General features: G+C 66.8%; 21 protein-coding genes. 11 read left to right on the top strand and 10 right to left on the bottom strand.

All coding sequences use genetic code 11. The features are described 5' to 3' along the window. The first annotated feature begins 40 nt into the window (after positions 1 to 40). From PS060_RS00105 to PS060_RS00070, 8 genes are all read left to right on the top strand, one after another. On the top strand, positions 41 to 1,075 hold the full coding sequence (locus tag PS060_RS00105; RefSeq protein ID WP_273984707.1) for a sterol desaturase family protein: 1,035 nt from the start codon (positions 41 to 43) through the stop codon (positions 1,073 to 1,075). 38 nt (positions 1,076 to 1,113) lie between these two features. Continuing rightward, on the top strand, positions 1,114 to 1,746 hold the full coding sequence (locus PS060_RS00100) for a hypothetical protein (RefSeq protein ID WP_273984706.1): 633 nt from the start codon (positions 1,114 to 1,116) through the stop codon (positions 1,744 to 1,746). Between the two features lie 123 nt (positions 1,747 to 1,869). Beyond that, entirely contained in the window at positions 1,870 to 3,324 is a 1,455-nt protein-coding gene (locus PS060_RS00095) for a cytochrome ubiquinol oxidase subunit I (protein ID WP_273986969.1), read from the top strand. Beyond that, the gene (gene cydB / locus PS060_RS00090) at positions 3,324 to 4,319 is read left to right on the top strand and encodes a cytochrome d ubiquinol oxidase subunit II (protein WP_273984705.1); all 996 of its coding nucleotides are present in this window, start codon (positions 3,324 to 3,326) and stop codon (positions 4,317 to 4,319) included. Before PS060_RS00095 ends, cydB begins: the two co-directional genes overlap by 1 nt. A gap of 34 nt (positions 4,320 to 4,353) precedes the next feature. Beyond that, the gene (locus PS060_RS00085) at positions 4,354 to 4,488 is read left to right on the top strand and encodes a DUF2474 family protein (RefSeq protein ID WP_273984704.1); all 135 of its coding nucleotides are present in this window, start codon (positions 4,354 to 4,356) and stop codon (positions 4,486 to 4,488) included. Further along, positions 4,485 to 4,829 carry a thiol-disulfide oxidoreductase DCC family protein gene (locus PS060_RS00080; protein ID WP_273984703.1) on the top strand — a complete coding sequence of 115 codons (345 nt, stop codon included), beginning with the start codon at positions 4,485 to 4,487 and terminating at the stop codon, positions 4,827 to 4,829. The genes PS060_RS00085 and PS060_RS00080 overlap by 4 nt, the downstream gene beginning before the upstream one ends. Positions 4,830 to 4,961: 132 nt before the next feature. Next, positions 4,962 to 6,128 carry an alpha-hydroxy-acid oxidizing protein gene (locus PS060_RS00075; protein WP_273984702.1) on the top strand — a complete coding sequence of 389 codons (1,167 nt, stop codon included), beginning with the start codon at positions 4,962 to 4,964 and terminating at the stop codon, positions 6,126 to 6,128. Positions 6,129 to 6,328: 200 nt separating this feature from the next. Next, positions 6,329 to 6,451 carry a hypothetical protein gene (locus PS060_RS00070; RefSeq protein ID WP_273984701.1) on the top strand — a complete coding sequence of 41 codons (123 nt, stop codon included), beginning with the start codon at positions 6,329 to 6,331 and terminating at the stop codon, positions 6,449 to 6,451. On the opposite strand, the gene PS060_RS00065 is transcribed toward PS060_RS00070, so the two are convergent. The 10 genes from PS060_RS00065 to tsaD form a co-directional block, all read right to left on the bottom strand. Beyond that, positions 6,448 to 7,902 carry an NAD-dependent succinate-semialdehyde dehydrogenase gene (locus PS060_RS00065; RefSeq protein WP_273984700.1) on the bottom strand — a complete coding sequence of 485 codons (1,455 nt, stop codon included), beginning with the start codon at positions 7,900 to 7,902 and terminating at the stop codon, positions 6,448 to 6,450. The genes PS060_RS00070 and PS060_RS00065 overlap by 4 nt on opposite strands. Before the next feature lie 153 nt (positions 7,903 to 8,055). Then, a complete protein-coding gene (locus tag PS060_RS00060; RefSeq protein WP_273984699.1) occupies positions 8,056 to 9,066 on the bottom strand; it encodes a fumarylacetoacetate hydrolase family protein in 1,011 nt (336 codons plus the stop codon). A gap of 25 nt (positions 9,067 to 9,091) precedes the next feature. Beyond that, the gene (maiA, locus tag PS060_RS00055) at positions 9,092 to 9,730 is read right to left on the bottom strand and encodes a maleylacetoacetate isomerase (RefSeq protein WP_273986967.1); all 639 of its coding nucleotides are present in this window, start codon (positions 9,728 to 9,730) and stop codon (positions 9,092 to 9,094) included. 54 nt (positions 9,731 to 9,784) lie between these two features. Then, positions 9,785 to 10,237: a hypothetical protein gene (locus tag PS060_RS00050; RefSeq protein WP_273984698.1), complete on the bottom strand. Its 453-nt coding sequence runs from the start codon at positions 10,235 to 10,237 to the stop codon at positions 9,785 to 9,787. A 31-nt stretch (positions 10,238 to 10,268) separates the two neighbouring features. After that, positions 10,269 to 10,625 (bottom strand): response regulator, encoded by a 357-nt coding sequence (locus PS060_RS00045; protein ID WP_273984697.1) that lies wholly within the window; start codon positions 10,623 to 10,625, stop codon positions 10,269 to 10,271. A gap of 74 nt (positions 10,626 to 10,699) precedes the next feature. Next, on the bottom strand, positions 10,700 to 11,290 hold the full coding sequence (locus PS060_RS00040; RefSeq protein ID WP_273984696.1) for a helix-hairpin-helix domain-containing protein: 591 nt from the start codon (positions 11,288 to 11,290) through the stop codon (positions 10,700 to 10,702). Positions 11,291 to 11,388: 98 nt separating this feature from the next. Continuing rightward, positions 11,389 to 13,101 (bottom strand): vWA domain-containing protein, encoded by a 1,713-nt coding sequence (locus PS060_RS00035; RefSeq protein WP_273984695.1) that lies wholly within the window; start codon positions 13,099 to 13,101, stop codon positions 11,389 to 11,391. Positions 13,102 to 13,292: 191 nt separating this feature from the next. Beyond that, positions 13,293 to 14,825, bottom strand: coding sequence for a lipopolysaccharide biosynthesis protein (locus PS060_RS00030; protein ID WP_273984694.1), 1,533 nt, complete (start codon positions 14,823 to 14,825; stop codon positions 13,293 to 13,295). After that, positions 14,822 to 15,838, bottom strand: coding sequence for an NAD(P)H-dependent glycerol-3-phosphate dehydrogenase (locus PS060_RS00025; RefSeq protein WP_273984693.1), 1,017 nt, complete (start codon positions 15,836 to 15,838; stop codon positions 14,822 to 14,824). The genes PS060_RS00030 and PS060_RS00025 overlap by 4 nt, the downstream gene beginning before the upstream one ends. Positions 15,839 to 15,849: 11 nt before the next feature. Further along, entirely contained in the window at positions 15,850 to 16,938 is a 1,089-nt protein-coding gene (tsaD, locus tag PS060_RS00020) for a tRNA (adenosine(37)-N6)-threonylcarbamoyltransferase complex transferase subunit TsaD (RefSeq protein WP_273984692.1), read from the bottom strand. Positions 16,939 to 16,982: 44 nt separating this feature from the next. Here tsaD and hemC point away from each other — a divergent pair, with 44 nt between their 5' ends. The 3 genes from hemC (at position 16,983) to PS060_RS00005 (ending at position 19,605) form a co-directional block, all read left to right on the top strand. Next, positions 16,983 to 17,921, top strand: a complete 939-nt coding sequence (gene hemC, locus PS060_RS00015) for a hydroxymethylbilane synthase (protein WP_273984691.1) — start codon at positions 16,983 to 16,985, stop codon at positions 17,919 to 17,921. Further along, complete coding sequence (locus PS060_RS00010) at positions 17,921 to 18,637, top strand: uroporphyrinogen-III synthase (RefSeq protein WP_273984690.1); 717 nt, start codon at positions 17,921 to 17,923, stop codon at positions 18,635 to 18,637. The genes hemC and PS060_RS00010 overlap by 1 nt, the downstream gene beginning before the upstream one ends. Positions 18,638 to 18,747: 110 nt before the next feature. Continuing rightward, complete coding sequence (locus PS060_RS00005; protein ID WP_273984689.1) at positions 18,748 to 19,605, top strand: hypothetical protein; 858 nt, start codon at positions 18,748 to 18,750, stop codon at positions 19,603 to 19,605. Positions 19,606 to 19,761: the final 156 nt, after the last annotated feature.

Below are 19,761 nucleotides of genomic sequence, written 5' to 3'. Positions count from 1 at the left end.
ATGACGCAATTAACCGAGAGACTCTCGACTGGAGTGCACCATGGCCGGCGTACAGGTAGGCAAGCGGATCATCGGAGCAGATGCCCCCGTCACGGTGGGTTGGGAGAACATCGGCCGGGTTGAGGGCGGGCCGATCAAGCAGTTCGTCTTCACCTGGTTCCAGCCGGTGATGCTCTTCGCGGCGATCGGGTTCTGGTACTACGCACCCAACTGGCTCGCGGTCGCTTCGACCGCCATCGCCATCCGGCTCGGCTGGCTGATCCTGCTGCTCGCGCTCGAATGGGTGAACCCGCGCTATGAAAGCTGGCAGCTGACTTGGAAGGAGTTCGCCACCGACGCCTTTTATGTCGGCATGGGCATGACGCTGGTGGGCATGGTCGATGCCTATATCGGCGACGGCGCGATCATCCGTGCGGTGCAGGGCGCGTTCGATTGGGACAAGTTCAGCTGGTTCACCGGCCTGCCGCTGCTGGTGCAGGCGGTGCTGATCTCGATGATCTTCGACTTCGGCCAGTACTGGATGCACCGCGCGATGCACAACTGGTACCCGCTGTGGCTGACCCACGCGCCGCACCACTACATCACCCAATTGAACATCAACAAGGGCGCGGTCGGCAATCCGGTCGAGCTGTTTCTGATCGGACTGGGGATCGGCGGGCTGTTCGACTTCCTGCCGCGCGCCTTCCTGCTCGCGGGGGCCATCGGCATGACGGTGGGGATCTACCAGCACATCAACGTGCGCTTCAACACCCCGCGCTGGTGGCGCTTCATCTTCAACACCACCGAGCATCACTCGGTGCACCACTCGCGCGATTACGAGGCGACCCGCAGCAATTACTCCGGCACCTGGATCATCTGGGACCGGATGTTCGGCACCTGCGTCGATGGCGAGGCGGAACTGCTCGGGATGGAAGACGGGCGGCGGATGGATATTGCCGAGACGATGGTCTTCCCCTTCCGTGAAGGCTGGCGCTCGACCAAGGCAGCGCTGGCGCGGCGGTTCGGTGGGGGCGCTGGTGCTGCCCATCCGGAACCGGCCCGTCTGGAACCGGCCCATCTGGAACCGGCGGAGTGAGCGGGGTCGCGGGCAGCCTAGGGCCGGGGGTGCCGACAATGGCAGGCATCAAACTGCCGCTGATCGACAATATCTGGCGCGTGCGCGGCGCCGTGCCGATTGATCCGGCGCTTTCGGCCGAGGAAGCCTTTGCGCGGATCGATCCGCTGCTCCGCACCACCGGCACGACCATGTCGCAAGAGGCAGGGGCGCTCACCTATTCCAAGCACAACCCGGCGGCGCAGGACAAGCTGGCGACCTTCACCCGCGGGCGTTTGTGGGTCGAGCGGGCCGGAGCAGGCGCGGTGCTGCGGTTCGACCTGTTCAGCCATGCGCTGCTGGCGTGCTTTCTCGCGCCGCTGCTGTTCCTCGGCTTTGCGCAGGCGGCGATTGCATTGAATGCCTGGGATGCCGCGAGCGCCGAGGCATCGGAGAAGTCCGCCAAGAAGGAGGACGAGAAGCCCAAGCCGGTCAAGCAGCTCAACCCTGTCGACGTATTCCTCGGCGCGCCCGCGCCCGAGGACCCTTCGAAGAAGAAGGACGAGAAGAAGGACGAAGGCCGCCACTCGCCGGAAGAGGCCTACTTCATGGCCGGGCTGTTCGCGGTGATCTATCTGGTCGGCCGCTGGCTTGAACCCTGGTTGCTGCGTCGGCGATTGCGCGCGGCCCTGGCATTGCCGACGACCAGCTGAACCTCGATCAGACCCCGGTTTCCCAGCACTCGGGCGCCCTGGTGCAACCCTTTCGGGCCCAAACCGTATATCCGGTGCAGTGATTGCAATTGATCGCTGCGGCCAAGGGATTAGTTGCAAGTCATGTTGGAAAACCTCGACGCCTTGCTGCTCGCCCGGATCCAGTTTGCCTTTACGGTGAGCTTCCACTTCTTCTTCCCGGCCTTCTCGATCGGGTTGGCGAGCTATCTGGCGGTTCTCGAGGGCTTGTGGCTCAAGACCGGCAAGTCGGTCTACCTCGACCTGTTCAAGTACTGGCTCAAGATCTTCGCCATCGCCTTTGCGATGGGTGTCGTCTCAGGCATCGTCATGTCCTACCAGTTCGGCACCAATTGGTCGGTGTTCTCTGACAAGGCGGGGCCGGTGATCGGGCCGCTGATGGCCTACGAAGTTCTCACCGCCTTCTTCCTCGAAGCCGGGTTCCTTGGCGTGATGCTGTTCGGGATGAACAAGGTCGGCAAGAAGCTGCACTTTGCCGCGACGCTGATGGTGGCGCTGGGGACGTTCGTTTCGGCTTTCTGGATCCTCAGCGTCAACAGCTGGATGCAAACCCCGGCAGGCTATTTCATCGCCGAGAACGGCCAGTTCATGCCGGGCGAGAGCTGGATGGAGATCATCTTCAATCCCAGCTTCCCCTACCGGCTCGTCCATACGGTGATGGCGGCCTACCTCACCACTGCCTTTGTTGTCGGCGCGGTCGGGGCGTGGCACTTGCTCAAGGATCGCGCCAATCCGCACGCGCGCAAGATGTTCTCGATGGCGATGTGGATGGCGGCGATCGTCACCCCGGCGCAGATTTTTGCAGGCGATATGCATGGGCTCAACACGCTCGAACATCAGCCCGCAAAGGTCATGGCGATGGAAGGGCACTACCAGAGCCATCCCGAAGGCGCGCCGCTGATCCTGTTCGGAATCCCCGACAGCGAGGCGAAGACGGTGCGTTACGCGATCGAAATCCCCAAGGCCTCGTCCTTCATCCTCAAGCATGACTGGAACGCGCCTCTGAAGGGCCTCGACACCGTGCCCGATGAACTGGAGCCGCCGGTGGGAACCGTGTTCTGGAGCTTCCGCGTGATGGTCGGCATCGGCTTTGCGATGCTGGGGATCGGGCTGTGGAGCCTGTGGGGCCGGGTGCGCGGGCGGCTCTACGATATGCCCTGGCTGCACCGCGCGGCGGTGCTGATGGGGCCGAGCGGCTTTGCCGCCGTGCTGGCCGGGTGGATCACCACCGAAGTCGGCCGTCAGCCCTTCGTGGTCTATGGCCTGCTGCGCACCGCAGACGCGGCCAGCCCGCTCGATGCGCCTGCCGTGGCCGCCTCGCTGCTCGCCTTCGTGCTGGTCTATTTCACCGTCTTCGGGATCGGCGTCTGGTATATCCTCAAGCTGATGGGCAAGGCGCCGTATCCGGGCGAGTATGGCGTCAAGCGCGGCGATATCGGACCGATCCGCACCGCCGGGATCACGCCGGGGCCGACCCAGAACCCCGGTGGCGAGGAAACGCTCCCCACCCACGCGCCCGATGAAAAGGAGGGCGTGTGATGGATCTTACCGTCATCTGGGCCTTCATCATCGCCTTTGCGGTCTTCGCCTATGTCGTGATGGACGGCTTTGACCTTGGCATCGGCATCCTGTTCCCGACCTTCAAGGCCGGGCGCGAGCGTGACCGGGCGATGAACTCGATCGCGCCGGTGTGGGACGGGAACGAGACCTGGCTGGTGCTCGGCGGGGGAGGGCTCTTTGCCGCCTTTCCGCTGGCCTACGCAGTGATCCTTCCGGCGACCTATCCGCTGATCATCGCGATGCTGCTCGGCCTCGTGTTCCGCGGGGTCGCCTTCGAATATCGCTGGCGCGATCCGGGGCACCAGAAGTTCTGGGACATGGCCTTCACCGGCGGCAGCTTCGTCGCTGCGCTGGCGCAGGGCATGACCCTGGGCGCGCTTCTCCAGGGGATCGACGTGGTGAACCGCGCCTATGCGGGGAGCTGGTTCGACTGGCTGACGCCCTACACGCTCCTCACCGGCCTCGGGACAGTCGCGGGCTATGCTCTTCTGGGAAGCACCTGGCTGATCTGGAAGCTCGACGGCGAGGAGCAGGCCCATGCCCGCACGCTCGCCATTCGCTGGGGTGCGGCAACCATCGTGCTGATGGGGGCGGTGAGCCTCTACAACATTGCGCTCAACGCTGAATACGCCGCGCGCTGGCTCTCCGCGCCGGAGATCTACTACGTCGCCCCCGTGCCGATCCTCACCGCAATCGTCGCGCTGTCGATGCTGCGCGCGATCCTGAAAGACCGCAATTCCAAGCCGTTCTGGCTGGGGATCGCGCTGTTCTTCCTCGGCATGAGCGGGCTGGGGGTTACCATCTGGCCCTATGCCGTGCCCGAGAGCGTCACCATCTGGGAGGCCGCCGCGCCCTATCGCTCCCAGGCCTTCATGCTGGTGGGTGTGGCGCTGACCCTGCCGCTGATCATCGCCTATACCGCCTGGGCCTATTGGGTGTTCCGCGGCAAGGTTGCGGACGAAGGGTATCACTGATGTCCTTAAGTAGCGCAGTGATAGGACAACGATAATGCTCGCGCCGCCCGAGCAACCGCCGGAAGCGCCGCTCTGGCAGCGCCTGCTCTGGATGGCGGGCATCTGGGCGGCGAGTGTCGCGGTGCTGGGCGCAGTCGCCTATGTGATCCGGCTGTGGATCGCACCGTGAACCGCGTGAGGATCTGGTACGACGGCGCTTGCCCGCTGTGCTTGCGCGAAATTGCCGTCATGCGACGGCTCGACCGGGGCGGGCGCATCACCTTTGTTGATGTCGCAGCAGGTGCCGACCCGTCCTGCCCGATCGACCGCGCGCAGCTCCTCGCGCGCTTCCATGCCGAAGAGGACGGGGTGATCCACGATGGTGCGGCCGCCTTTGCAGCGATGTGGCGGGCGATCCCACTGCTGCGCCCGCTGGGGCTGGCGGCGCGGAACCCCACTGTCCTGCGCATTCTGGAAGGCGCCTATATCCGCTTCCTGCGCCTGCGCCCGCGGCTGCAACGCCTGTTCTAGCCTTTGGATGTCGCATCGCCTGAGCGGAAAACCGGTGCCCACTTTTCCGCGCGATGCTCAGGAAAACCGCTTGCCCTGAGCCGCCGCTTCGTCTGAATTCCCGTCAAACACAAACGGGAGAGACACGCCGCCATGACCTATTTCGGCGCGATGCAGAACGAGATCTACAACGCTGGCCTGCGCGGCACCCTGCCGACCTTCCCGGTCGACTTCGCCACCCTCGAAAAGCGCGCGCACGAGGCGCTGGGGCCGAGCCTCACCAACTATGTCGCGGGCGGTTGCGGGGACGAACACACGCAGGATCAGAACGCTGCCGCCTTCCACCATTGGGGGATGGTGCCGCGCATGATGGTCGATTGCTCGGTGCGCGACTTGTCGATCGAGTTGTTCGGTCACCGCTATCCGACCCCGCTGTTCATGGCCCCCATTGGCCTCAACGGCGAGGCTTCGCAGGATCGCCACGGCGACATGGCCGCCGCACGCGCCTCGGCCATGACAGGGGTGCCGTTCTGCGCCTCGACGCTTGCCAATGATCCGCTTGAGGATGTGAAGGCCGCTTGCGGCGATACGCCCGCATGGTTTCAGCTCTACACGCCCCGCAACCGCGAACTTGCCACCAGCCTGATCCGCCGCGCGGAAGAGGCTGGCTACACAGCGCTGGTGGTGACGCTCGATACCTGGGTGACAGGCTGGCGGCCGCGCGATCTCAACGCCTCGAACTTCCCGCAGCTGCGCGGAAAGGTGCTCCAAAACTACTTCACCGACCCCGTGTTCCGCTCGCTGCTGGCCAAGCCGCCCGAGGAAGACCCGCAGGCTGCGATCTTCACCTGGGCGGCCACATTCGGGCAGGTGCTGACGTGGGACGACATGGCGTGGTTCAAGTCTGTCACGAAATTGCCGATTGTTTTGAAGGGTATCTGCCACCCTGATGACGCGGCCCGCGCGGTCGATAGCGGGGCGGATGCGGTCTATTGCTCGAACCACGGCGGGCGGCAGGCGAATGGCGGGATCGCGACCATCGACCTGCTCGCCGATGTGGTGAAGGCAGCGGGCGACGTGCCGGTGCTGTTCGACAGCGGCGTCAGATCGGGCACCGATGCGGTCAAGGCGCTGGCGATGGGCGCACGCGCGGTCGGCGTGGGGCGGCCCTATACCTATGGCCTGGCACTGGGCGGCGCAGAGGGGGCGGCCTGGGTGCTGCGTTCAATCCTTGCCGAGGCCGACCTGTTGATGGCGGTCAACGGCTACCCGACGCTCGCCGATGTGCGCGCTGCCGGGGTGCGTCGCACAGCGCCCTGAGCGGGAAAGTCACACGCCGGAAACAATTTGCCCCGAACGGGCGGACGTCTCTTGACGTGCGCCTGAGAAATTTTGCGCAGGACAGCGTTTGGACTCGTTTTATCCACAGTTTTGGTGTTAGCTGGCGCAACATAACAACGCCCGATTCGGGGACGCGAAAAATGGAAAGACCAACCATCTGGTCGAGTCGGCCAGATCCCATGCGGCGTACGGTTTGCCTCCATGACGAACATTCGCGCCGCGCGCGCTATGGTCGGATTCAGCCGATGGAAACGCGCAAGTCGCTGTTTTCGCGGATCGCGCGCATCATCCCGCTGACCTAGCCACCCGCCTTCGCCATCATCACCAGCTTGGTGTCGGTAAAGGCGAGGTAGCCTTCCTCGCCCCCTTCCGATCCGAATCCGCTGTCGCCGACCCCGCCAAAGGGGGTTTCGGGCGAGGAGACGATCAGCTGATTGATCCCCACCATCCCGGCCCGCAAGGCTCGGCCGAGGTAATGCGCCTCGTCGAGATTGGCGGAAAAGGCATAGGCAGCAAGGCCATAGCGTAGCGAATTGGCGATCCCGACCGCGTCTTCGATTGCGTCGAAGGGCACGATCCCGGCGACGGGGCCGAACGGCTCCTCGGTCATGAAGCGGCTGTCGGGGGCGGGGTTGGCGATCACGGTCGGCTCGAAGAAGAACCCGCTGCCGGCGATTGCCTTGCCGCCTGCCACCACTTCGCCGCGGTTTCCGCCGGTATCGGCCACCACCTGCTCCATCGCGGCGATGCGCCGGGCGTGGGCGAGCGGGCCCATCTCGACGGTCTCGTCCGCGCCTGCATCGCCAACCTTCAACCCACTGGCGTAGCGCGCAAATTCGGCCACGAAGCGGTCATAGATCTCGCGCGCCACAAGGAACCGGGTGGGTGAGACGCAGACCTGTCCGGCGTTGCGGAACTTGGTCGATGCGCACATCATCACCGCCCGTTCGAGCTCGGCATTTTTGCTCACGATAACAGGGGCATGGCCGCCGAGTTCCGGGGTGAAGCGCTTCATGTGGCTGGCCGCCAGCGCGCCCAGTTGCTTGCCGATCGCGGTCGATCCGGTGAAGCTGACCTTGCGGGTGACGGGCGAGGCAATGAGGTGTTCGGCGACCGGGCCGGGGTCGCCATGGACGAGGTTCAGCACCCCTTTGGGAAGCCCGGCATCGACGAAGCACTGCACCAGCATCTGCGCGGAAGCCGGCGTGTTCTCGGCCGGCTTGAGGATTGCCGTGCACCCTGCCGCCAGCGCCCCGCCAATCTTCTTGGCGGGCAGATTGACCGGAAAATTCCACGGCGTCAGCAGCACGGCCGGCCCGATGGGTTCGTGGGTGACGATCTGGGCGATCAGCTGATTGCCGCGGGTGGGGATCAGCCTGCCGCCCCGGCGCTTGGCTTCTTCGCCAAGAAAATCAATTACATCAGCCGCTGAAGTAATCTCCCCCACCGCTTGCGCGCGGGGCTTGCCCATTTCGGCGGTGATGACCTTGGCGATGTCGCCAGCGCGCTCGCGCATCAGATCGGCCGCGCGGCGCAGAACCGCGTGACGCTCCGCGCCCGAGGTGCGGCTCCACCCGGGGAAGGCATCGCCCGCCGCCTTCAGCGCCCTGTCGAGCTGCGCGGGGGAGGCTTTGGGGCAGTGCCCGATCACGCCGCCCGTGGCCGGGTTCAGCACCGCCATCGTCCCGGCTTCGCCTTCGGCGATCCACTCGCCATCGATGAACATCTGGAGGGTTGCGGGGTAGCTGGTCATGGTCGAACGCATTCCTGATGAGGGGATGACCCCCGGTGAGGCTTGGCCTGCAGCGCCGTTGTTTCACGTGAAACAACGCTGCAAGGCGCGGGAGATGGGGGCGAGCAGCGGTCAGGCAAGGGCCAAAACACGTCAAGCGCGGTTTGAAACGCCCTAAACCGCGACAACCTGCTGTTCGATCGCGCCGAAGATCGAGTGGTTCGCCGCATCGCGCATTTCGATCCGCACCGTGTCACCGGCCTGCATGAACGGCGTCGCGGGTGCGCCATCGCGGATGGTCTCGATCATCCGGATTTCGGCGATGCACGAATAGCCCGCGCCGCCATCGGCGACCGGCTGGCCCGGCCCGCCATCGGCACCCTTGTTCGACACTGTTCCCGTGCCGATCACGGTGCCCGCACACAGATTGCGCGTCCGCGCAGCATGGGCGACCAGCTGGGCGAGGTTGAAGGTCGCATCGACCCCGGCATTCGCCCGGCCGAAAGGCTTGCCGTTATAATCGACCATCAGCGGCAGGTGGATCAGGCTGTCGGCCCAGGCCTCGCCCAGTTCATCGGGCGTCACCGCCACCGGAGAAAAGGCGCTGGCGGGCTTGGACTGGAAGAAGCCGAAGCCCTTTTCCAGTTCCGCCGGGATCAACCCGCGCAAGGATACGTCATTGACCAGCATCAGCAGCTTGATGTGCCCCGCCGCTTCCTCGACCGAAACGCCCATCGGCACGTCGCCGGTGATGCAGGCAATTTCGCCCTCCATGTCGCAGCCCCAGGCCGGATCGCCCAAGGGAATGTCCTGACGCGGGCGCAGGAAGCTGTCCGATCCGCCCTGATACATCAGTGGATCGTGGTAGAAGCTCTCCGGCACCTTGGCGCCGCGCGCCTGACGCACCAGCTCGACATGGTTGATATAGGCGCTGCCATCGGCCCACTGGTACGCGCGCGGCAGGGGCGAATGGGCCTGGCGTTCATGGAACCGCTCGCACGGCACGGTCTCGTGCTCGACATCGCGGGCGAGCACTTCAAGCTCGGGCGCGACCCGATCCCAATTGTCGAGCGCATATTGCAGCGTCGGCGCGATATAGCCAGCAGCACAGCAGCGGGTGAGGTCTTTCGACACCACCACCAGCCTGCCGTCGCGCGTGCCGTTGTCGAGGGTTGCGAGTTTCATTCTGGTGTCCTCCCGAGACGGTTTTCTAGTGTGGTGCGTCGATCTGGTTGTCAGGATGCGCCGCGACAAAGGCGGGGAGCGCAAGGCAGGCGGCCTCGATGCGGGTCATGTGGGGGCTGGCGCTGAGATCGTAGGCGAAGCGCCGGGCGTTGGCGAGTTGCGGCACGAGCACGATCTCGAACAGCCCCGGCGCATCGCCGTGCAGGAAATCGCCGGTCTTGAGCTGCGCGAGCCGCGCCTCCACCGGATCGAGCGTGCGCTTCAGCCAGTTGCGATACCAGACGTCGATCTCGTCCTGCGTGTGGCCGAGGGTGTCCTTGAGATATTTGAGCACCGGCAGATTGTTGACCGCGTGGATCTCGGTGGCGATGGCATAGGCCAGTTCGCGCACCGTGTAGCGCGCCTCGATATCGGCGGGCAGAAAGCGCGGCGTCGGGTAGGCCTCGTCGAGCCATTCGAGCAGCGCCATCGACTGCGCCCGGTCACGCCCGTCCGCTTCGAGCATCGGCAGCGAGCCGAAAGGGTTGCGGCTGGTGAAGGCGGCATCCTTGTTTTCGGCGGTGACGAGATTGACCGGGATATTCTCGAAGGCGAGACCCTTGAGGCCCAGGGCAATGCGCAGGCGGTAGGAGGTGGACGAGCGGAAATAGCCGTAGAGTTTCATCGAGCTCATGCGCCTGCCATTGCAGGGTTCAGGCGGGGGGGCAAGGGGATGCAGTCACGCCTTGCGGGAGGCGCACCTTGCGAGCACGGGGGCGGTCAGCTCGTCCGTAGGGATCGGCCCTTCGCCATAACGCCACTGGCCGTCGAGCACCGCCGAATTGCGTTTCAGAAAGTCACGGATGACAAGGCCGGCCCCATCACCGCCCCAGTGTTCGCCGAGCGAGAAAGTGCCCCCGCTCCGGCGAAAGGGGACGAATTGCGTGACCTTACCGCTCTTTTGGTCGAAGTCGGCGAAATATTGCATTCCCCCGGCGTCGACGAAAGCCACGCCGCCGCGCGTGCCATCGGCGTCGACTGTTTCGCAAAGGGTATAGAAATAGGGCCCGCGCGCGAGAATCTTCTGAAACGCGGGATCGACTACCGCAGCCACCGAATCTTCCGGCGTGGCCCCGTGAAGCACGGATCCTGCGGTGAACGGGACCAGCAAGACGGGCAGAAGGGTCTTCATCCTCGAAAGCATGAGCACCCGAGCCCCACCCTCAAGCAGGCGTCAGCACCCGGCTGACCGCATCAAGCAAATCGGCAGGCGGGCAGGGCTTGGCGAGGGTTGTCGCCTGCGGGAAGCGCGCGGCAAGTTCGCTCATGTCGGCGCGCTCCGAATGGAGGATCACCGGCACGCAAGCGTCGATCAGCTTCTGCGCGAGGTCATAGGTCAGCCCGTCGGACAGCTCGATATCGAGCAGCGCGCAATCGGGGCGGCCCTTCTGGCAGGCGAGCATGGCCGAGGAAATGCCCGCGTGCGGCCCTTCGACCTCGTAGCCGGCTTCTTCGAACGTGTCGCACAGGTCGAAGGCGGTAATGAACTCGTCTTCAGCCACAAGAATTCGCAATGCCATCGGTCATCCTCCCGCGTCCACGAATCCCATTGACGGGACTGTATCACGGTTTGGACGTCAAGCTTACGCCAATCTCAACCATTATTGCCGAATCTTGCGGCGAACCCGGCCTCGTCTGCGGCGGCGAGCAGGCGCGCCTGATCGACCCACTGGTCGCGGGTGATGCGCCCGGCAAAGCGGCCGAGCAGCGCGTCGATCCGGGCGATCTCGGCATCATCCCATGCGGCGATCTGGGCGAAGGTGGTGACGCCATGCTCGCCCAGCAGCGCAGCGATCTTGGGGCCGAGCCCCTTGATCCGGGTCAGGTCGTCCGCGCCGCTTGCCGCAGCGGGTGCGGGTGCGGGTGCGGGTGCGGGGGAAGGGGAAGGGGAAGGGGAAGGGGGCGCGGCGGCGGCGGGCTGCGTTGCCCCTGCGGGCATGGCCTCGGGCGCGGGGATGGGGGCCGGATCCGGCTTCACCACTGCGGGCGGGGCATCGATCAGCGCCTGATTGCGCGGGGCCGGGGCCGCGCCCTCTTCGAGCACGTCGCGCACCAGCGGCGCGGCGCTGTCATCGCGCACCACGCGCGCCTTGCGGTTCATGCGCGACAGCAGCCAGACGACCATGACCAGAGCGACCAGCCCCAGCAGGATCAGCGGCAGATAGGCGGTAAGATCGGGTGACATCCGGACAGTTGCTCCAGCGAGAATCGATACGGGCAAGGCAGCCCCCTAGCAGCCTTGCCCGTCAGTGCCCAAGCCCCTGACAGCAGGGACGGGAGGGCTCAGCCGCCCTTCATGCTGGCGGCAAGGGCGTTCAGCTGGAGGAATTCCTGCCGCCAGAAATTGTCCTGCGAGCCGGCGAGCTTGCCGATGTCGTCAAAGCCGAAGCCCATCATCATCTCGTCCCCGCGTAGCACCTGCCCATAGGCCGCGACCGCTGCGGCAAAGGCGAAGTCACCCTGCGGCGCGGCCGCGCGGGCGAGCTGGTCGGCTGAAACCACCCGCTCGATCAGCTTCGAGGTGTCGCCGTCCGGCAGCTTGTAGCGCAGCTTGACGGTGGCCGCCTCGGCGAGCCTTGCCGTGGCGGCGGCATCGGGCTTGTCCTCATAGCGGCGCGGAGCGATCCAGCCCTTGCCGCCGACGGGGACGACCTCGTAGATCGCGGTCACCTGATGGCCCGCGCCGATCTCGCCCGCGTCGACCAGATCATTGTCGAAATCCTCCTCGCGCAAGGCCCGGTTCTCATAGCCGACAAGGCGATACTGGCTGACGACGGCGGGGTTGAATTCGACCTGGATCTTCACATCCTTTGCGATGGTGAACAGGGTCGACTGCATCTCCTCGCCCAGCACTTTCTTCGCTTCCAGCGCGGTGTCGATATAGGCGTAGTTGCCGTTGCCCTTGTTGGCGACCTGCTCCATCAGGGCTTCGTTGTAATTGCCTTGCCCGAAGCCCAGCGTGGTCAGGGTGATGCCGGTTTCGCGCTTTTTCTCAATGAGTTCGATCAGCGCCTTGGTGTCCGACACGCCGACATTGAAATCGCCGTCGGTCGCCAGCAGCACGCGGTTGATCCCGCCTTTGATGAAGTTGTCCTCGGCGATGCGATAGGCGAGCTCGATCCCCGCGCCGCCCGCGGTCGATCCGCCTGCCGACAGCTGGTCGAGCGCGCGCTTGATCGCGGCTTCATCGTTGGTCGGTTGCAGCACCAGCCCGGCGGCGCCCGCATAGACCACGATCGCGACCGTGTCCTTCGGCCCCAGCTCGCCTGCCAGCCCGGCCAGCGCGGTTTTGACCAGCGGCAGCTTGTCGGGCGCGTTCATCGAGCCTGAGACATCCATCAGGAAGACAAGGTTCGCAGGCGGACGCTCGGCGGTGTCGATGTCGTATCCGCGCAGGCCAATGCGCATCAGATAGGTGCCTGCGTTCCACGGGCTCTTCGCCACATCGGTGGTCACCGTGAAGGGCTGCGCGCGGTCCTTGGGCTTGGCGTAGTCATAGCGGAAGTAATTGATCATCTCCTCGGTGCGCACCGCATCCTGCGGGGGCATCATGCCTTGGGTCAGGAACCGCCGGGCATTGGCATAGGCCCCGGTGTCGACATCGACCGCAAAGGTGGAGACCGGCTCGGCGCTGGTCAGCTTGACGGGGGAGACCTCCTTGCCGTCATATTGCTCGCGGCCCGGATCGGTCGCGACGACCACGGGCGGGGCGTACATGTAGCTGACATTGGCGGCCCGCTCGGCACTGACCGCGCCGGTGCGCAGCCGCCGCAGTTCGCCGCCCGAGACCCGGCTGCCGGTGACGACCACGGGCGCGGGCGCGGCGGGGGCATAGCCAGCGGGCGGCGGCGGGGGAGGTGGCGGCGGAGGCGGAGGCGGCGGTGCAGGGGGCGGAGCGGGGCTGAGCACCGCCACGTCTTCGGGTGCCTTGCTGGCACAACCCGCCAGCACCGCGCACAATGCTGCCACAGCAGCCGCTGTCTTGAACCCTCGCATCACCTGTCTCCCCGCATATCCCAGCGGCTGCGAAAATCCGGTGCGGGGCGTGAATAGCGACTGAACGTTCTTTGTTTGCGTGCCTGCCTCCGCAGGCACGTCCTCGCTGCTGTTTCCTCCTCTTCGCTACGGAGCAGCTGCGGCTCGCGCGCTTGCGCTCGCGGCCCGTCCTATGGCGGGCCGGGGTGTTCTCAGGCCGGGGGTCGGCCCTCCGCCTCCGCCTCCGGCACCACCTGCTTGCGGAACAGCACCTTGTCGGCCTCGTCAAAGCCGCGGCGCCAGATCACCAGCGCATAGGTGGCGAGCACCGCGGGCACGCCCACCACGAGCTCGACCCATTCGGGCGCCCAGGTGAAGGCATAGCCCACCACCACCGCTGCCGCAGCCGCATGGGCCAGCGGCCAGCGCCAGTTGCTGACCGGCGCGCCCAGCAGCTTCTTCAGCAGCAGCGCCTTCACAAGGCTCGATGTCGCCAGCGCGATCATCAGCGCGCCTGCCGCGCCGGCCGCCTCATAGCCCTTGCCCAGCGCAAAGCGGCCCGCTGCCTCGATCAGCGCAATCGTCAGCAGGCCCTGCAGCGCGATAACCCCGACAGAAATCGCCAGATTGCGCTTGCGGGCGATATAGACCAGCACGCTTTCCGATACGACCGCCATCGAGGCGACCACTTCGGCGGCCAGCAGGAACGCAAGCGCGGCGGTGCCTGCGACATAATCCGGCCCCCACAGGCCCATCACCGCCTCGCCCGGCACGCCCAGCACCAGAGCGATGCCGAGCTGGATGGCGATGATCCAGAACCCCACCTGCCGCACCTGCGCGGCGATGGCTTCCATGTTGCCGATCCGCAGGTTCTTGGTGATGACCGGCGAGAGGATCGGCTCGAAACTGGTCTTCAATTTCTGCGGCAGCGATGCGATCTGCTGCGCGGCGTAATAGATCCCCACCGCCTGCGGGGGCGCGAACAGGCCGAGGATGAAGATGTCGAGCAGCCGCGTGCCGCGTTCGATCGCGTCTGCGCCCACCAGCGGGAAGGCCCGCGCCGACATCCGCGCCATCATCGCCGGATGCGGCGCCCAGCCGCGGGGCAGGCCATAGGTGCGCAGGAATGGCCACAAGGCTGTCAGCAACCCGGCATAGATCGACGCGATATAGGCCAGCGCCAGCCCGCTGTCGCGCGTGGCGGGGATATAGAAGAACACGCCCGCCCCGATCGAGATCGTCCACGGCTCCACCACCGCCCGCGCGCGCACCGTGGTGGCGATGTCGAAGCGATAGGCCTGGGCGGCAAGCAAGATCTCGGTCACGGCAAAGGCGGGGATGGTCGCAACCAGCCAGATGTCCCATGCGCCGCTCATCCCGTTGGGGAACATCGGTTCGGGGAACACCAGCAGGATCGCGGCAGCGACGGCGGAATAGCCGAGCGCGAGCAGCAGGCCGTCATAGACGAGGTTGGTTTCGGCTGCCCGGTTCTCGCCCGCGCCTTCGGACAGGCGCTGCGCCAGCCCGCGCTTTTCGCCCAGCGCGCAGATCAGCGCGACAATCTCGATCAGCACCAGCGCCGAGGCAAAGCGCCCCAGCGCCTCGGCGCCGTAAAGGCGGGTGGCGATGACGAGGAAGGGGATTCGCGCGATCAGACGGACGACAAAGCCCAGCGTGTTCGTCCGCCCGCCCTTGGCGAGCGCGGCGAGATCGTCGTCAGGCGTGTCGGCCGCAGGCGCGCTCACACCTGCAAGTCCTTCGCGTCGCTTTCCAGCTCGGCGCGCAAGGGGCGGGCGAGCAGTTCGGCGACAACGCGGCGGGCTTCCGCGCCCTTGAGGATCGCGTCGACCGCAGCGACAATCGGCATGGCAATGCCGCGTTTGGCGGCAAGATCGGCCAGCACCGGGGCGGTGTGCGCGCCCTCGGCCACGGTGCGGCGGTCGGCCATCAGATCGGCGGCCGAAGCGCCCTCTCCCAGAGCCTTGCCCAGCGAGAAATTGCGGCTGGAGGTGCTGGAGCAAGTCAGCACCAGATCGCCAAGCCCGCACAGGCCCGCCAGCGTCTCGCCCTGCGCGCCCAGCGCCTCGCCAAAGCGCAGCATCTCGGCATAGCCGCGCGCGATCAGCGCCGCGCGCGCGTTCTGACCCAATGCGAGGCCGTCGACCACCCCGCAGGCAATCGCGAGCACGTTCTTCACCGCGCCGCCGATCTCTGCGCCGGTCACATCGTCGGAGTAATAGGGCCGGAAGGCGGGCCGGGCGATGGCGGGGGCGAGGCGCTCCCACTGTTCGCGCCCACCTTCGCAGGCCAGCGTGACCGCGGTGGGCAGGCCGCTTGCGACTTCATGCGCGAAGGTCGGGCCGGACAGCACCGCAATGGCACTGCCGGGCGAGGCTTCGCGCGCGGCGTGATTCATCAAGTGACCGGTGCCCGCTTCGATACCCTTGGAGCACAGCACCAGATCGCGCGGGGGGCGTGCAAGGCCCGACAGCACGCGCCCCAGCACCTGCGCCGGGGTGACGACCAGCACGGTGTCAATGTCTGCCAGATCGGCAAGCTCGCCGGTGGCGCGGATCGTGGGGGCGAGGGTCGCGGACGGCAGGTAGAGCGGGTTGCGACGTTCGGCGTTGATCGCCTGCACCACCTCGCTCTCATAGGCCCAGAGCACCACATCGCGCCCGTCGGAGCTGAGCATCTGTGCGAGCGCCGTGCCCCACGCGCCTGCGCCTATGACGCCGATGGTTTGCTTGTCGGTCATGCCCATCCCGCTCATGCCTTATACCCCGCTCCGCGCACCGCCTCGGCGCTCGGGTCGAGCGGCCAGCGCGGGCGCGCCACAAAATCGAGGCTGTCACCGGTGAAGCCTTCGCCTTCCAGCGCCAGCCGCTCGCACCCCGCCCAGGCGATCATCGCGGCATTATCGGTGCACAGCATCAGCGGCGGGGCGGTGAAGGTCATGGCGTGCTTGGCTGCCAGTGTTTCGAGCGCGGCGCGCACCGTCTTGTTGGCCGCAACCCCGCCCGCGACGACCAGCGCGGGGAAGGGGCCAGCGGCGGCCAATGCGCGTTCGAGCCGGTCGATCAGGCATTCCACGGCGGCCTGCTGGAAGCTGGCGGCGATATCGGCAGGCGTATGCGCGCCACTTTCCACCGCCCGCAGCACCGCGCTCTTGAGGCCTGCAAAGGAGAAATGCGGCTCCTTCGCGCCCTTCAGCGGGCGGGGGAGGGGCACGGCTTTCGGGTCGCCCTGCAAGGCCAGCCGCTCGACCGCAGGCCCGCCGGGATAGCCGAGCCCCAGAATCTTGGCGGTCTTGTCGAAGGCCTCACCCAACGCGTCGTCGATGGTGGTGGCAAGGCGGCGGTATTGGCCGACGCCCTCGACGGCGAGAATCTGGCAATGCCCGCCGGAGACCAGCAGCAGCAGATAGGGGAACGCCAGCGCGCGGTCGGCGAGGCGGGGGGAGAGGGCGTGGCCCTCCAGATGATTGACCGCCAGCAGCGGCTTGTCCGCCGCCATCGCCAAGGCCTTGGCGCTGACGAGACCCACCATCACCCCGCCGATCAGCCCCGGCCCGGCGGTGGCGGCGATGGCGTCGACATCGTCCAGCGCCACGCCTGCCTCACCCATCACCTTCGCCAGCATCGGCGCGAGGCGTTCGGCATGGGCGCGGGCGGCGATTTCGGGGACGACCCCGCCATAGGGCGCGTGTTCGGCCTCCTGGCTGGCGATTGCCTGCGCCACGATCGTCCCGTCGCCGCGCACCAGCGCGACCGCGGTTTCATCGCAGCTCGATTCGATGCCCAGAACGAGGGGGCCCAACACCAAAGGCGTGTCACAGGTGTGCGTTGACGATCCCATCCGGCTTCCATCTAGTCCTTGTGCCCGCTAGAGCAAGCGCGGCCATGACTGAACCTGAACGATCTGCCCCCCGCCTGAGGCTGGGCACCCGCAATTCCCCCCTCGCGATGGCGCAGGCGGTGGAGACCCGCGCCCGCCTGTGCGCGGCCCACGGCTGGAGCGAGGACGCGGTCGAACTCGTTCCGGTGCTGGCGAGCGGCGACAAGGTGATCGACCGGCCGCTGGCCGAAATCGGCGGCAAGGCGCTGTGGACCAAGGAACTCGATCAATGGCTCGGCGAGGGGCGCATCGACCTTTCGGTGCATTCCGCCAAGGATGTCGAGACGATCCGCCCGCGCGAGTTCCACTTCCCCGCCTTCCTGCCGCGCGCGGATCGGCGCGATTGTCTGGTGGGCGCGGCGAGCATTGCTGACATTCCGCAGGGAGCGGTGGTCGGCACCAGCGCCCCGCGCCGGGCCGCGCAGCTGCTCAACCTGCGCCCCGATTGCAAGGTGGTGACGTTCCGCGGCAATGTCGCCACCCGGCTGAAGAAGCTGGCCGAGGGCGAGGCCGATGTGACCTTTCTGGCGGCTGCGGGGCTTGAACGGCTGGGCCAGTCCGAGGTGGGCGCGCCGCTGGAATCCGCAGACTGGATTCCCGCTGCCGCTCAAGGCGTGATCGCGATCGAATGCCGCGCCGATGATGCGACCACCACCGCGCTCCTCGCCGCGATCGACCACGCGCCCACCCGCGCCGAACTGGAGGCGGAGCGTGCACTGCTCGCCGCGCTGGGCGGCACCTGCCATTCGCCGGTCGCAGTGCTGTGCGAAGGCGGCGACGGTGCGCTGGTGATGCGCGCCGCACTGTTTAGCCCCGACGGGGCCGAGCGGGTCGAAGGGACGGCCAGCTTTGCGCCGGGCGATACCGCCGCGGTTGAGGCGCTCGCCGCCGATCTGCTGGCGCGGGCCACTTCGGCCATCACCGAGCATTTCCGCGCGGGGTGATGGGGTTTCACCTCATCGCACTGCGCCCTGAGCCGGGCCTTGCCGCGACGCTGGAGAAGGCCCGCGCGCTGGGCCTTGTGGCGACCGGCCATGCCCTATCGGAGATCCGCCCGGTCGCGTGGCAATGCCCCGATCCTGCGCGGCTCGACGGGCTGTTGATCGGCAGCGCCAATGCCATCCTCCACGGCGGGCCGGGCCTTGAGCGCCTGCTCGATAAGCCGGTCTATGCCGTGGGCGAGGCTACCGCCGCCGCCGCGCGCGCTGCCGGGTTCACGGTCGCCATGGTGGGGAGTGGCAGCTTGCAAGGCGTGCTCGATTGCATCGCCGGCCCCATGCACCTGCTGCGCATCGCGGGGGAGGAGCACGTCCCGCTCGCCCCGCCGCCGGGGGTGACCTTTGACACGGTGATCGCCTATCGCTCGGCCGCGCTGCCGCTCGATCCCCTGACGGCGGCGCTGGCATCGGGCGAGGCGCTGGTGCTGCTCCATTCGGCTGCAACCGCACGCCAGTTTGCCGCGGAATGCGACCGGCTTGGCCTTGATCGTGCGACCATCACGCTCGCCGCGCTTGGCCCGCGGATTGCCGCGGGTGCCGGGGATGGCTGGGCCGCGATCCACGTTGCCGCACGCCCCGATGAGGCCGCCTTGCTGCAATTGGCATTTGACTTGTGCCGCGAGCCGCGCTCCATTCCGCCCACACCGTCCGGGCCGTCGTAACAGCGAGGCTGCGGACAGGCCAAAGCCAAGGTCGCAAAGAACGGATCACGATGGCATCACAGCCCAGCCCATCGCCATTGGAAGCCCCGCGCCGATCGCCTTCGGGTCGGATGATGCTGCTCGCCGCACTGCTTGCCTTTGTCGCAGGCGGAGCCTTGGTCGGGTGGGTGGTGTGGTACAACCTTGCCGCAGACCGTGCCGCTGCGCCGCGTGCGCAGGTCGCTGCGGTGCCCGGTGCCAAGCCGGGGGCGAGCCCTGCCGCAGCGCCGCAAGTTGCTGCCTCGCCGACCCCGCTGGCCGCGACCGAGACCGCCGTGGAGCGCGTGGCCGAGCAGCAGGGCGGGCTCGACCAGCGCCTTGCCGCCGCCGAACAGCGCCTCACCCAGCTCGACCTTCAGGCGCAGGCCGCCGCCGGCAATGCCGCGCGCGCGGAAAGCCTGCTGATCGCCTTTGCCACCCGCCGCGCGGTCGAACGCGGGGCGGAGCTTGGCTACTTGTCGGATCAGCTGCGGCTGCGCTTTGGCGACCAGTGGCCCAATGCGGTGAGCACGATCATCGAATTCTCGCGCAGCCCGATCCGGCTCGACAGCCTCGTGGCGCGGCTCGAAGGGCTTGGCCCGTCCTTGCGCCAGAGCGACGAGGGGCCATCCTGGGCGGCCTTCAAGCGCGAGTTGAAGCAGTTGTTCGTGTTCCGCCGCGAGACCACCCCTTCGCCCCAGCCCACCAAGCGCCTCGAACGCGCACGCTGGGCGCTGGAGCAAGGGCGCTATCAGGCGGCGATCGACGAAGTGCGCGGGATGCCGGGCGCCGCCAAGGCAGCGGCGTGGATCAAGGATGCCGAGCGCTACAAGAAGGCGATGGATGCGCTGGAAGTGATCGAGACCGCCGCGGTTCTCGACCAGCGCGGGCTTCGTGACGGCGCAGGCAATCCGGTGCGCCAGCTGACGAACCCGCTGGTGCGGCCTTAGTTTGCGATCGCGCTGGCGCGCGATGCAGACCTCCCGCCCCGCCTCCCCACCCGGCCACCAATAGTACCACTATGTTATGGTGGCCGGGTGGGGAGGCGGGGCGGGAGGTCTGCGCCCCCGCAAGGTGGGCGCCAAACACAACGCGCCACAACCCCC

Origin of the sequence: Erythrobacter sp. BLCC-B19 (assembly GCF_028621955.1) — a bacterium.
Classification (GTDB): domain Bacteria; phylum Pseudomonadota; class Alphaproteobacteria; order Sphingomonadales; family Sphingomonadaceae; genus Erythrobacter.
The sequence above is the reverse complement of the archived record's forward strand: the minus strand, read 5'-3'. Positions and strand labels throughout refer to the sequence as shown.